Source organism: Micromonospora sp. 067-2 (genome assembly GCF_046549295.1).
In the GTDB taxonomy this organism is placed as follows: Bacteria; Actinomycetota; Actinomycetes; order Mycobacteriales; family Micromonosporaceae; genus Micromonospora.
The window spans coordinates 106,422-118,142 of sequence record NZ_JAJPWB010000007.1 but is presented as its reverse complement, the minus strand read 5'-3'; the positions used below and the strand labels follow the sequence as shown (position 1 = coordinate 118,142).

Sequence of the window (11,721 nt, the reverse complement as noted above, 5' to 3'; positions counted from 1 at the left end):
CGCCGGTCCCGGGGTCGCTTACAGCGGGCCCAGGACCTCCTCGAGTGGCGCGTCCAGCGAGAGCGTCTCGAGCACACTGAGCAGCTGACGCTCCTCGTACCGGAAATGGCTCTCCATGATGGCGGCGATGCCGTCGAGGTGGCGATCCAGCTCGGCGGCCGGTGCGGCCCGATCGATCGCGGCCCGCAGACCGGTGAGCAGGTGCGCGATCATCGAGTGGTCCTGGGTGAGGCGGCGGAGCACGGGCTCCAGCTCCGGATGGGCCGCCTGGATCGCCGGGAACAGGCCATGGTCCTCACCCCGATGGTGCCCGTCGAGGGCAGCGCAGAATCCGTGGCAGTACAGCAGCAGGTCGCGGGTGGCCGCCTCGCCGGACTGGCCTTCGGCGACCGCGCTGCGGGTGATGTCGAGCGTGTCGCGCAGGCGTGCGTGCACCTGGCGAAGCTCGTGGCTCCAGGCGATGAGCCTGGTCGTCTCGCGCTCAGTCACGCGACGACGAAGGATGCGACGTCATATCGCCGGTCTCCCTCGGTTGGGCGCCTCCATGCCTGACACGGTCTGCCACCGGCACGCGACGCTGTCCGAAGCGTAGTTCACCGAGATCAGTTCCTGCCGCCCGGCCGTGTCGATCGTCCCCGGGTGGCGGTGACCGTCAGTCGAAGACCGAGATGCGGGTGCGGTGGTGCCGGGGAGCTTCGATCTCGTCGAGGACCGCGACCGCGAGGTCGGCATAGGACAGGGATGCTGGTCCTGAGGAAGGAACGGTGTCGCCGCCGGTTCGGTAGCGGCCGGTTCGTGGGGCCGCCGCACTCAGCACTGCCGGCGGAGTGAGCATGAGCCAGTCGACGGTGGTGTCCGCGGCCCGGAGCCGCTCCAGGCCGGCGGTGTGCGACAGGGCAAAGGGACGCAGGTGGCTGGGGAACGATGCGTGGTCGTCCAGAACCAGTCGACCGTGCTCGTCCTGAAGGTTTGCGAAGAGACCGATGACAATGAGCCGATTCACTCCCGCGTGGGCCAGTCCGTCGAGGAGTGCGTCGACGCCGTGAACGAAGAACTGTTCGTCGAGGTGGCCGAGATCGGCGAGAGCCTCCGGCCCCGATGCGGGTGTGACTGCGCTGACCACGGCCTCGTGGCCGTCCGAGATCGTGGACGTCGCCTGCGGATCCCGGACGTCACCCCGCACCACCGAGACGCCGTCCGCCGCGATGTCGCCGTGTCTGCGTGGGTCCCGTACGACAGCGGTGACCCGGTGCCCGCGGTCACGTGCCTCGGCGGTGATCGCTCGTCCCGCTCTGCCGCCCGCACCGAAGATGGCGATACCGCTCATGATTCCGTTCCCCTGCCTGGCGGTGGATGGATCTCACTGCCGGGGACGGTATCCACGAGATACTGGTTACTACAAAGATACCGGGATAGCGTCGGGGCGTGGCGACGGAGCTGGATCCCGAGATGTTCGATCCGATCTGCCCGTCCGGTGCGCTGCCTTTCCAGATCGGCGACAAGTGGACCGCAATGGTGGTGCTCTGCCTGGAAGACGGTCGGCGCCGGTTCACCGAGATTCGGGTGCCACTTCGCGGCGTCACGCCGAAGGTCCTCACGCAGACCCTGCGGGCGATGGAACGGGACGGCCTGGTGACACGGACCGTCTATCCGGAGAATCCGCCTCGGGTCGAGTACGAACTCACCGAACTGGGGCGCACCCTGCTGTCCCTCATCGAGGCTGCACGTGCCTGGAGCAGAGATCATCTTCCCGCGCTGCTCAACGCTCGACAGGCACACGCCCTCGATCAGGGCAGCGAGGTGTCGGAGGCAGCGGTCAGCGCCCCGCAACTCCGTCGACTGGATCTCGTCGCCCGGAACCAGTTCGGGGCTGGTCTCGGGGTCCAGGATGGCGGCCAGGATCCCATCGCGGCAGGCTAGCTCTCGGCTGCCACGACCGGTGCCGGCTCGGCGACCGGGGTGTCGCCGCGGGCCATCAGGCTGACCGCGATCGCCATGACGACCGCGATCACCACCAGCGCGATGAAGATGTGGTGCACCGCCTCCGTGAGGCGGCCCGGGTCGACCTGGTCCGACGATCCGATCGTGGCGTTGGCGATCGCGCCGAAGACGGCCACCCCGAGCGAGCTGCCCAGCGACCGCAGGAAGATGTTGTTGGCCGTGACCACGCCGCGCTGGCTCCAGCCGACGCTGGACTGGGCCGCGATCAGGGTCGGCGACGCGGTGAGACCGATGCCCAGCCCGATGATCAGGCAGAAGCCGGCCACCTCGAAGACGCTGGAGTGCCGGCCGAGCAGCAGCATCAGGGCCACCCCGACCAGCACGACCGCGGTGCCGATGAGCCCGCAGCCGCGAAAGCCGATCCGCAGGTAGACCTTGCCGGCCTGGCTGCCCGAGATCGACCAGCCGAGCAGCAGCGTGGCCAGGGCGAGACCGGCGACCAGCGGTCCCGTGCCGAGCACGTCCTGCACGTACGTCGGCACGTAGGACGTGAGGCCGAGCAGCACGGCCCCGATGCCGAACGACGCGAGCCCGCCGGTGACCAGCAGCCGGCGGCGGAAGACCCAGAGCGGCAGGACGGGGTCGGGCGCGGTGCGCTCGACCAGGCCGAAACCGATCAGCGCGGCGACGCCGACGACCAGGATGGCGATCCCGGTGGGGGAGTCCCAGGCCCAGGCTTGCCCCCCTTCGAGTAGGCCGAGGATGACCAGTGTCAACCCGGTCGTCAGAAGCGCCGAACCCCGGTAGTCGATCGGCTTGGCCGTGCGGGTGACCTTCTCGCGGAACCGCCGAGCGATCACCGCCCCGGCGAACAGGCACAGCGGGACGTTGACGAAGAAGATCCAACGCCAGGACGCGTACTCGCTGAAGACCCCGCCGAGCGTGGGCCCGACCACCGAGGCGATGCCCCACACGATGGCGATGTAGCCCTGGACCTTGGGCCGCTCCTGCACCGAGTAGAGGTCACCGACGATCGTGATGGTGGTCGGCAGGATCGCCCCGGCACCGAGCCCCTGCACGACCCGGAAGGCGATGAGCACCCAGATGTTCCAGGCGAAACCGCACATGACGGATCCAGCGAGGAACAAGGCGATCCCGAAGAGCAAGACGGGCTTGCGCCCGAAGATGTCGGCCAGCTTCCCGTAGATCGGCACCGAGACGGCCTGTGCGAGCAGATAGATCGAGAACAACCAGGGAAACTCGGCGAACCCCCCGATGTCCCGGACGACGGACGGCACCGCGGTGGCGAGAATCGTCGAGTCGATGGCGACCAGCCCGGTCGACAACAGGACGGCGAGAAGAATGGGCCCCCGCTCGGAGCGGAACCCGACGTTGTTGCCAGACACGAGGAGCCTTCCCAGCCGCCCACGGCCCAACCAGCCGATCCCGCTGACCGTATCGACGATCGCGGAACGCCACCCCGCGCAGGCGCCCGAACGAGGCGAGAATCACTGTCTCGCTGGTTCCTCATCGGCAGTGTCCAGCCACGACAGCCGAGCCAGGTCTGCGACGTCGTCCGCGGTCCCCTGACTGATCCTGGCGACGCGAGCCTGCCACGGCCCTGGAGTGCGGTCCGTCGCGGCTCAGTCGCTGTCGCGGCAGCCAATCTGGTCGCCGATCTCCGCCGGGATGCCGAAGGGCTTGCACTCGAACGGGCTTCCCTCGCCCACCTTCTTCCAGCTGCCGGCCGCGTACTCGAACACCATCACGCCGTCGCCCTGCATGCTTGGATCAACGGCCTTGACACCGGTCACGGCCCACCGGCGCACGCACTTCACGTGGTCCGGGTCAAGGCGGTGTGTCTTGCCCAGCCCCGACACTCGCTGCAGGGTCTCGACACCGACCGGACAGGGGGCCTTGGTGGCGGTCGGCGTTGCGGAGACCGCGCTGCGGGTGGGCGACGCGCTGCTGAGAGCCGATGGTGCCGCCTCGGAGGTGTACGCGGTGCTGGGTGCGGGCGACGCGGTGCTGGACCCCGCCGAGGAGACGGGCGGGTTGGAGGTGCAGGCCGCCAAGCCCGCCAGTGCGGCCAAGGGCGCGAGCGCACGCAGTGACGTCAGGTTCATCGATCCTCCAGATCCGCGGGGTGTTCTTCATTTACACCCCGTCGGGGTGGGTCGGGTTGCAGGTGAAGGCGCACGGCCGCCAGTTGCCCCGCTGCGTCGCCCGTGAAGGCCCGCAACGGCAGGTCAGGAGAGCACGTCGATGGGCGCCGTCGTCACGATGTCCCGCACCGTGTTGGCAAGCTCCGCGTCGAGCGTGATGAGGGCATCGGCCTGCAGTGTGCTCAGGGCGACGTACTCGGCGCCGAACGTGTCCGACCACCCCAGCTGCTCGGCGATCGGGGATCGGGGATCGGGGCATCATCGCTGGCCAGACGGAGAGCCACGGCCGGAGTGATCACGTACCTGGCCATCAGGAGTACTCCTCCGCATCGTTCGACGTCCCCTCCGCCTCGGGCAGCTCCTCCGGCTCGGTCACCCAGGCGGAGAAGACCGGCACCCCGTGCCACGGCCCGGTCCCCCCGTCGGCCCGCCTGTCCGTGGCGACGGCCACCACGGCGTACGGGTGGCCGAAGCGCAGCTCGGCGGTGCGGGCGATGCCCTCCGGGGGCATGCTGGTGATCCCGAACATCCCGGTCACCGCCGCCGCCTCGAAGCCGTACCGCCCGTACCGGGCCATCGCCACCTGCCGGGCCTCGAAGTCCTGTACCGGCAGCGTCAGCGCCGCCGCCAGCGTGGCCGACGCGGCTGGAAAGCCCAGCGCCGGAGCTGTCAGGTCGTGCTCGCTGCGGGCCGACCAGCAGGGGAGTACCGCGCTGTGCCGCTCCTCGCGGCCGTCGCGTGCTCCGGTGCGTACGCGCTCCTCCCGTAGCGTCCACAACGGTCCGGTGCCGAGCGGCAGGTCGAACAGTGAGCGGCGGCCGGCCGGTGGCGCGCCGTCGGCGGCGTCGGCACTGAGTTGGTACGCGGCGGCCAGCACCTCGGTCGGCGGCACCTGCGGTGCGGCGGCGACCGAGAGCACCACCAGCCCCGCGCCGTCGGCCGTTCTCGCCGGTGCGGTGTGCACGATCACGTCACCGGCCCGCGCGGTCGTCGCGATGGCGCCCCGATGGCCCCGGCCGGGGCTGCGCAGCACCCGGCGCAGCCGGCCCGCCCAGGCGCTCGCCGCGCCGAGCGCACTGCCGTCGGCGACCTCGAACGGGTCGGCCCAGGAGATCCGGGTCGCCAGCGCGCTGGCCAGCGCCAGCACCACGTCCGGCCCGACCCGCATCGGGAACGACTCGATCAGGCCGAGGGTGCGCGCACGAGCCCAGGCGTCCAATCCGGCCTGGTCCGGTAGTGCGCCGACCTCCGTCGTGGTGGGCAGGGCGCCCCGCCACCCGGACGGTCCGTGGACGCCCTGATCCGGCCGGTACCAGAGCGCGGTCGCCGAGGCGACCAGCGGATGAGGGGCGTCCAGCAGCGCGCGGGCGACCTCGGCCGCGCCGGTCAGATCGGTGCCCAGGGATTCCGCCAGCCCCGTGGCGGCCGGGTGTTCGGTCGCCGTGGCGCCGGCGATGGCGAGCAGCAGCCAGGCACCGAGCGGGGAGGCGACGTGGTGCCTGTCGCCGATCGTGGCGTGCAGGCTCTCGGCGTACCGGGACAGCGGGCCGTGCAGGTCGCTCGTCATCCTCCCACTCTGCCTGTCGCCGCCCGGTCCGGCATCCTCGCCGCCCCGGTCTACGAGAACAGCTCGAACGGCTCGTCGATCTCCTCGCCGGCCAGGAACGGTGTGATCAGTCGGGGGAGCTGCCCGGGATAGAACCGGTCCCGGCTGGCCACCACCTCCGGCAGCGGCCACCAACGGAAGCCGAAGTAGTCCTCCACCTCGTAGTCGAGCCGGTGCGCCTCGTCGACGTCCGGACCCGGGCCTGCCAGCCGTACCGCGACGACCACCTCGTCCTGGACGTGGCGCAACCGGCGGTGCAGGAAGCTCGCCCGCCGTCGCCAGGTCGGCGGGCCCACCTGGTCGACGGTGACCGCGATGCCGGTCTCCTCGCGCAGCTCGCGAGCGGCGGTGTCGCGGTAGGTCTCTCCGGGATCGATGCCGCCACCGGGCAGCTCCCACCAGGTGCCCAGTCGCGGGTGGTCCGGGTCGCGGGTGTGGAACAGCAACACCCGGTCGGTGCTGTCGAGGACCACCACCCGCACCGCGCGGCGTTCCAGGATCGGCAGGTCGCGCGGCAGCCCGGGCAGCCGGTCTCCGGTCACCGCACACACCTCCGAGTCGTCGCGATGCCGCACAGTCTGCCGCAGCTCCGCCCGCTCCTGCGGCCGGCGCGGCGACGGGTAGGCTGCCCGCCGTGGCTGGTCTGTTGAGGAATGTGGCGGCGCGCATCTCGCGGGTGGGTGCCGTGATCCCGTCGCCCCGGCGTAGCGGGCCGGCACCGGCGCAGGTGGCCCGGCGTCGCCAGGTGAGCGCGTTGCAGCGGCGGGAGCTGACCTACGCCCCGGAGCGGGACGGCCAGGCCGACCCCGGGGAGATCGTCTGGACCTGGGTGCCGTACGAGGACGACCCCCGGCAGGGCAAGGACCGGCCGGTGCTGGTCGTCGGACGGCACAGCCGGACGCTGTTCGGGCTGATGCTGTCCAGCCAGAGCGACCGGCAGGGGCAGCGGCACTGGTTCGCGCTCGGCCCCGGCGAGTGGGACCGGGACAACCGGCCGAGCTGGGTCCGACTGGACCGGGTGCTCACCATGCGGGAGGACAGCATCCGCCGGGAGGGCGCCGTGCTGGACCGCCCCCGGTTCGACCGGATCGGGCAGGCCCTGCGCGCCGGCTACGGCTGGCGCTGACGACGACGCCCGCCCCCGGGGGAAGCTGTCAGGCCGATGCGCGGGCGGCGTCCTTCGCCTCCGGCGGCGGGTACGACTGCTCGGCGAGCAGCCGCGCGAGGTGCGCGCTGTTGAGGGCAAGCGCCTTCGTGGTGCGGCCGGTGGTGTCGGGCTTGGGGCCGGCGTCGCGGTAGTCCACCGTCTGCAACGCCTCGCCGACCCAGTAGGTGGCGCCCGCGGCGGGGCAGGTGAACCCGACCTCGTTGAGCGCCTGCTGCACCTGGCCGATGGTGTGGTGGGCGCCGTCCTCGTTGCCGACGACCGCGACGCCGCCGATCTTGCCGTAGGTGAGCAGCCGGCCCTCGTCGTCGGTCTCGGAGAGTTCGGCGTCGAGGCGTTCGAGGACCATCTTGCAGACGCTTGCCGGCTGACCGAGCCAGATCGGCGTGGCGATGATGAGGATCTGGGCCGCGAGCAGTTTTTCCCGGATGGCCGGCCACCCGTCACCGTCGCCCTCGTCGGTGGACACCCCGAACCGTACGTCGTGGTCGACCACCCGGATCAGTTCGCCGTCCACCCCCTGTTCGGCGAGTGCGGCGAGGACCTCCCGGCCGAGTTTCTCGGAGCTGGAGGGGGCCGGTGACGGCTTGAGGGTGCAGTTGAGTACGAGGGCGCGGATGCTCGCCACGTCGTTTCCTTCCGGCGTCGATCGGGGTGACCGCTTGGTCATACCCCGGGTCCGGCTCCCGAATCACCCGCGCATTCCCTGTTGACTCGACCCTGCTGAGCTGTATATTCAACCTAACGGTTGACAAGCCAGATGGTTGAGAGCGGCAGATGATGACAGACCCGGTCAGTGCGGTGTTCGCCGCCCTCGCCGATCCGACCCGCAGGGCGATCCTGGCCCGGCTGGCGGCCGGCGAGGCGACAGTCAACCAGCTGGCCGAGCCGTTCCCGATCAGCCTGCAGGCGATCTCCAAGCATCTCAACGTGCTGGAGCGCGCCGGGTTGATCGTGCGGACCCGTGAGGCGCAGTGGCGTCGATGCCGGCTCGATCCGGCCCCGCTGCGCACGCTCGCCGAGTGGGTCGAGCAGTACCGCCGGCTCTGGGACGACCGTTACGACACATTGGACGACTACCTCCGCGACCTGAAGGAGAACAGCCATGAGCAACCTTCGTGACCTCGTGATCGACCTCCCGTCCGACCGGGAGATCACCCTCACCCGTTCCTTCGACGCCCCCCGCGAACTGGTCTTCGCCGCGCACACGCAGGCCGAGCACCTGAAGCGCTGGTGGGGGCGGGGCAACCCGCTGGACGTCGAGATCGACTTCCGGGAGGGCGGAAGCTACCGCTTCGTCGAACACGCCCAGGACGGCAACGATTACGCCTTCCGCGGCGAGTTCCGGGAGATCGTGGTGCCGGAGCGGATCGTGCAGACCTTCGAGTTCGAGGGCATGCCCGGCCAGGTGGCCGTGGAGACGCTGGTCCTCACCGAGCACGACGGACGCACCACCGTCACGGGCACCACCCGGTTCGACACCACCGAGCAGCGCGACGGCATGGTGGAGTCGGGCATGGCACAGGGTGCCGCCGAGTCGTACGCCGCTCTGGAGCGGCACCTCGCCACCCTGCGCTGACCCGGCGCCACGCGCGGCGGCGCCCGGTATTGGGGTGGGCCGGGTGCCCCACGCGCTGGCATGGTGTCCCGCATGATCGATGACACGTCTCGGCAGGTTGCCGGCTGGGTCCGCGCCGACTTCGGCCTCGACCTGACCACTGTGGACGAGGTGACCCACGGCGCCGACCAGCACGCCCGACTGTGGAGGGCCAGCTGCGCCGACGGCGCCCGCTACGCGGTCAAGCTGAGCGGTGGCGGCACTCCCGCCGGCCTGGTCGTGGCGGCGCACCTAGCCGAGCAGGGGGTGCCGGGCATCGCCGCGCCGCTGCGTACCCCGGACGGAGGGCTGCGCAGCCACCGGTCCGGGCGCCGGCTCTCGGTGGTGCCGTGGGTCTCCGACAGGCGGGCCCTGGGCGGCCCGATGACCGAGGCGCACTGGCGTGCGTACGGCGAACTGCTGGCCGCGGTGCACGCGGTGCCGGTGACCGACGAGCTGGTCCGGCTGTTGCCACGTGGCGGTGCGGCGTACCGGAGGATCGTGGCCGCGACCCGCGCGACGGCCGAGCGGCTGCGCGACCCGGACCCGGCGGATCCCGCCGGTCCGCTGGTCGCCGAGATGGCGGCCGTCTGGTCGGTGGCGGCCGACCAGGTGTCGACTCTGATCCGCGAGGTCGAGCGCCTCGCCGCGGACCCGGCCGGGGCGATGGTGGTCTGCCACGGCGACCCGCACCTGGGCAATCTGCTGCTCGGCCCGGACGGGCAGGTGTGGCTGATCGACTGGGACGACGCCGTGCTCGCCCCGATCGAGTGTGACCTGATGTTCGTGACCGGCGGGGTGCTGGCCTTCGCGACGATCACCACCGAGCAGCGGGCGGCCGTCCTCGCCGGCTACGGAAGCGCCGACGTCGACCCGCGCCGCCTGGCCTGGTTCCTGGCCGTCCGCGCGCTCGACGACCTCAGCGACTGGACCAGCCAGGCGTTGGACACCGGTGCCAGCGTGGCCGACCGGGCCAGGGCAGCGGACGTCGTACGGGGACTGGTGTCGCCGATCGGCCTGGTCGTCCTCGCCGACGCGGCGCTGCTCGACCTCGGTCAGGCGGGTTGACCGCACCCGCCCGTCCCGGACCGCTCAGCGCTCGGCCAGACGGACGCTGTCGACGAGCTGCCGGGGCGACCGGCGACCGCCGAGGCTCTTCGCCTGGTACATGGCCGCGTCGGCGCGGCTGAGCGCATCGGTGAGTTGGGCCGGGCCGGTCACCGGGGCGAGCCCGACGGAGGCGGTCACCTGGACGCTGCGGCCACCCAGTCGGATCGGGGCGGCGACGGTCTCGGCGAGCCGCCGGGTGGAGTGCTCGATCCAGCGCCGGTCGACGGTGGGGCTGGCCAGCAGCCCGGCGAACTCGTCGCCGCCGAGGCGGGCGACGAGGTTGTCCCCGGCGAACCCGGCCAGCCGCTCGGCCACGCAGATCAGCACCTGGTCGCCGGCGGCGTGCCCGTACCGGTCGTTGATCTGCTTGAAGTCGTCCAGGTCGAGCACGATGGCGATCAACGGCTGCCCGGCAGCGTCGGTGAGCAGGGTGGCCGCGAGCCGGTAGAAGGCGCGCCGGTTGGGCAGTCCGGTGAGCGGGTCGTGGCTGGCGGCGTGCCGTTCGGCGGCGAGCTCGGCCTGGAGGTGCCCGATCTCGGCCTCGGCGCGCAGCGACCGTCGGCGGAGTTGCCAGGAGGAGAGCAGCGCGCCGGCGGCGCAGAGGCCGGAGGCGACGCTCATCGGATCCGGCACGAACCCTCCCATCGCCGCGACAGTCTCCAGCCCTGATGGCTCCCATCCGGGGTGACTCAACGTGAACGGATCAGCACCATTCACGTGCGTTATCATGCTCGCCGTCCGGTGCAGATGCAATAGCAGATGCACGTGCAGCACTGTCCGATGTCGATACCGCACCCCTCGCCGGCACCGCTCCTCCCACGGGCATCGGCGAGCTCGTGAGCAGAAAGACACCCCTATGCGACAGCCGCCGAACGGCGTTCCGATCCATCAGTTGCCTCCGCTGCGCTGGCAGAAGAGCCGCCGCAGCAACCCCAGCGGGAACTGTGTCGAACTCGCCGAACTGCCCGGTGGAGCCGGCATCGCGGTCCGCAACTCGCGACATCCGGACGGGCCGGCGCTGATCTACACGGTGGATGAGATCGCGGCCTTCGTGCTCGGCGCGCGCGACGGCGACTTCGACCACCTGATCACCTGACGCCCGCCCACACGTCGTCCCGTCGACGGGACTGATTTCCCGCTTCGGAGGAGTTCACCTCACTGTCGGTCCATGGCATGCTTACACCTCGGCCGGGCTGGGGTGTCCGACCACCATGGTCGGTATCCGGAGGTCCGCACGTGACGATGGTCCCCGCCGAGGGCGGCCCGACAACCGGGCCCACAGTGCTGCGCATGCTGCTCGGCGCACAGCTCCGCCGCCTGCGGGAGTCCAGCGGGGTGACACGGGAGGGCGCCGGCTGGGAGATCCGGGCCTCCGAATCCAAGATCAGCCGGATGGAGCTGGGTCGGGTCGGGTTCAAGGAACGCGACGTGTCGGACCTGCTCACCCTCTACGGCGTCGCCGACGACCAGGAGCGGGAGGCGCTGCTCAAACTCGCCCGGGACGCCAACAGCCCTGGCTGGTGGCACCGCTACGGTGACGTCCTGCCCACCTGGTTCCAGTCCTACCTTGGCCTGGAGGCGGCGGCCGCGCTGATCCGCAGCTACGAGGTGCAGTTCGTGCCCGGCCTCCTGCAGACCCCGGCGTACGCTCGCGCGGTCGTGCTCCTCGGGCACGGCGCGGCCGACCCGGCCGAGATCGACCGGCGGGTGGCCCTGCGGATGCAGCGCCAGCAGTTGCTGCACCGGAAAACCCCTCCGCAGCTGTGGGCCGTGGTCGACGAGGCGGCACTGCGCCGCCCGATGGGCGGCGCAGAGGTGATGCGCGGCCAGGTGACCGCGCTCATCGAGGCGACCAAGTCACCCACCGTCCGCCTGCAGGTCATCCCGTTCGCCGCCGGTGGCCACGCCGCGGCCGGGGGAGCGTTCACCATCCTGCGCTTCGGGGACCGGGAGCTGCCCGACATCGTCTACATCGAACAGCTCACCAGCGCGATCTACCTGGACAAGCGCGAGGACCTGGACTATTACGCCGTGGCCATGGAGCGACTCTGCGTCGAGGCCGAGCCGCCGGAGCGTACGCCGGAGATTCTCGGACGGCTGCTGGAGGACCTCTACCCTGCCTGACCACCGACCGGGG

At 71.1% G+C, this 11,721-nt stretch carries 15 protein-coding genes; 7 read left to right on the top strand and 8 right to left on the bottom strand.

Annotated elements, in window-relative coordinates:
* Positions 1–18: 18 nt before the first annotated feature.
* Entirely contained in the window at positions 19–489 is a 471-nt protein-coding gene (locus ACLJN9_RS18280; RefSeq protein WP_410812625.1) for a hemerythrin domain-containing protein, read from the bottom strand.
* 163 nt (positions 490–652) lie between these two features.
* Entirely contained in the window at positions 653–1,327 is a 675-nt protein-coding gene (locus ACLJN9_RS18275) for an NAD(P)-dependent oxidoreductase (RefSeq protein WP_410812624.1), read from the bottom strand.
* Positions 1,328–1,425: 98 nt separating this feature from the next.
* On the opposite strand from ACLJN9_RS18275, the gene ACLJN9_RS18270 reads away from it, so the two are divergent.
* Positions 1,426–1,920: a winged helix-turn-helix transcriptional regulator gene (locus ACLJN9_RS18270; protein ID WP_410812623.1), complete on the top strand. Its 495-nt coding sequence runs from the start codon at positions 1,426–1,428 to the stop codon at positions 1,918–1,920.
* Here the strand turns inward: ACLJN9_RS18270 and ACLJN9_RS18265 are convergent.
* From ACLJN9_RS18265 to ACLJN9_RS18250, 4 genes are all read right to left on the bottom strand, one after another.
* On the bottom strand, positions 1,917–3,347 hold the full coding sequence (locus ACLJN9_RS18265) for an MFS transporter (protein ID WP_410812622.1): 1,431 nt from the start codon (positions 3,345–3,347) through the stop codon (positions 1,917–1,919). The genes ACLJN9_RS18270 and ACLJN9_RS18265 overlap by 4 nt on opposite strands.
* A 237-nt stretch (positions 3,348–3,584) precedes the next feature.
* Positions 3,585–4,067: a hypothetical protein gene (locus ACLJN9_RS18260; RefSeq protein ID WP_410812621.1), complete on the bottom strand. Its 483-nt coding sequence runs from the start codon at positions 4,065–4,067 to the stop codon at positions 3,585–3,587.
* A 349-nt stretch (positions 4,068–4,416) separates the two neighbouring features.
* A complete protein-coding gene (locus ACLJN9_RS18255; protein ID WP_410812620.1) occupies positions 4,417–5,673 on the bottom strand; it encodes a hypothetical protein in 1,257 nt (418 codons plus the stop codon).
* A gap of 50 nt (positions 5,674–5,723) precedes the next feature.
* The gene (locus ACLJN9_RS18250; RefSeq protein WP_410812619.1) at positions 5,724–6,254 is read right to left on the bottom strand and encodes an NUDIX hydrolase; all 531 of its coding nucleotides are present in this window, start codon (positions 6,252–6,254) and stop codon (positions 5,724–5,726) included.
* A 92-nt stretch (positions 6,255–6,346) separates the two neighbouring features.
* Here ACLJN9_RS18250 and ACLJN9_RS18245 point away from each other — a divergent pair, with 92 nt between their 5' ends.
* Positions 6,347–6,838 (top strand): type II toxin-antitoxin system PemK/MazF family toxin, encoded by a 492-nt coding sequence (locus tag ACLJN9_RS18245; RefSeq protein WP_410812618.1) that lies wholly within the window; start codon positions 6,347–6,349, stop codon positions 6,836–6,838.
* Between the two features lie 28 nt (positions 6,839–6,866).
* On the opposite strand, the gene ACLJN9_RS18240 is transcribed toward ACLJN9_RS18245, so the two are convergent.
* Positions 6,867–7,505, bottom strand: coding sequence for a flavodoxin family protein (locus ACLJN9_RS18240; RefSeq protein WP_410812617.1), 639 nt, complete (start codon positions 7,503–7,505; stop codon positions 6,867–6,869).
* A gap of 149 nt (positions 7,506–7,654) precedes the next feature.
* Here ACLJN9_RS18240 and ACLJN9_RS18235 point away from each other — a divergent pair, with 149 nt between their 5' ends.
* From ACLJN9_RS18235 to ACLJN9_RS18225, 3 genes are all read left to right on the top strand, one after another.
* The gene (locus ACLJN9_RS18235; RefSeq protein WP_410812616.1) at positions 7,655–7,999 is read left to right on the top strand and encodes an ArsR/SmtB family transcription factor; all 345 of its coding nucleotides are present in this window, start codon (positions 7,655–7,657) and stop codon (positions 7,997–7,999) included.
* The gene (locus ACLJN9_RS18230) at positions 7,983–8,456 is read left to right on the top strand and encodes an SRPBCC family protein (RefSeq protein WP_410812615.1); all 474 of its coding nucleotides are present in this window, start codon (positions 7,983–7,985) and stop codon (positions 8,454–8,456) included. Before ACLJN9_RS18235 ends, ACLJN9_RS18230 begins: the two co-directional genes overlap by 17 nt.
* Before the next feature lie 72 nt (positions 8,457–8,528).
* Positions 8,529–9,542: a phosphotransferase enzyme family protein gene (locus tag ACLJN9_RS18225; protein WP_410812614.1), complete on the top strand. Its 1,014-nt coding sequence runs from the start codon at positions 8,529–8,531 to the stop codon at positions 9,540–9,542.
* Positions 9,543–9,566: 24 nt separating this feature from the next.
* Here ACLJN9_RS18225 and ACLJN9_RS18220 read toward each other — a convergent pair whose 3' ends face one another.
* The gene (locus ACLJN9_RS18220) at positions 9,567–10,217 is read right to left on the bottom strand and encodes a GGDEF domain-containing protein (RefSeq protein ID WP_410812900.1); all 651 of its coding nucleotides are present in this window, start codon (positions 10,215–10,217) and stop codon (positions 9,567–9,569) included.
* 223 nt (positions 10,218–10,440) lie between these two features.
* Between ACLJN9_RS18220 and ACLJN9_RS18215 the strand changes: the two genes are divergently transcribed.
* Complete coding sequence (locus tag ACLJN9_RS18215) at positions 10,441–10,680, top strand: DUF397 domain-containing protein (RefSeq protein ID WP_410812613.1); 240 nt, start codon at positions 10,441–10,443, stop codon at positions 10,678–10,680.
* Positions 10,681–10,826: 146 nt separating this feature from the next.
* Complete coding sequence (locus tag ACLJN9_RS18210) at positions 10,827–11,708, top strand: helix-turn-helix domain-containing protein (protein WP_410812899.1); 882 nt, start codon at positions 10,827–10,829, stop codon at positions 11,706–11,708.
* Positions 11,709–11,721 lie beyond the last annotated feature (13 nt).

What these genes read in the sequence shown, in the direction of transcription:
- ACLJN9_RS18275 (WP_410812624.1), bottom strand. Translation starts at nt 1,327, where the DNA reads ATGAGCGGTATCGCCATCTTCGGTGCGGGCGGCAGAGCGGGACGAGCG.
- ACLJN9_RS18260 (WP_410812621.1), bottom strand. Translation starts at nt 4,067, where the DNA reads ATGAACCTGACGTCACTGCGTGCGCTCGCGCCCTTGGCCGCACTGGCG.
- ACLJN9_RS18255 (WP_410812620.1), bottom strand. Translation starts at nt 5,673, where the DNA reads ATGACGAGCGACCTGCACGGCCCGCTGTCCCGGTACGCCGAGAGCCTG.
- ACLJN9_RS18235 (WP_410812616.1), top strand. Translation starts at nt 7,655, where the DNA reads ATGATGACAGACCCGGTCAGTGCGGTGTTCGCCGCCCTCGCCGATCCG.
- ACLJN9_RS18230 (WP_410812615.1), top strand. Translation starts at nt 7,983, where the DNA reads ATGAGCAACCTTCGTGACCTCGTGATCGACCTCCCGTCCGACCGGGAG.
- ACLJN9_RS18225 (WP_410812614.1), top strand. Translation starts at nt 8,529, where the DNA reads ATGATCGATGACACGTCTCGGCAGGTTGCCGGCTGGGTCCGCGCCGAC.
- ACLJN9_RS18215 (WP_410812613.1), top strand. Translation starts at nt 10,441, where the DNA reads ATGCGACAGCCGCCGAACGGCGTTCCGATCCATCAGTTGCCTCCGCTG.
- ACLJN9_RS18210 (WP_410812899.1), top strand. Translation starts at nt 10,827, where the DNA reads ATGGTCCCCGCCGAGGGCGGCCCGACAACCGGGCCCACAGTGCTGCGC.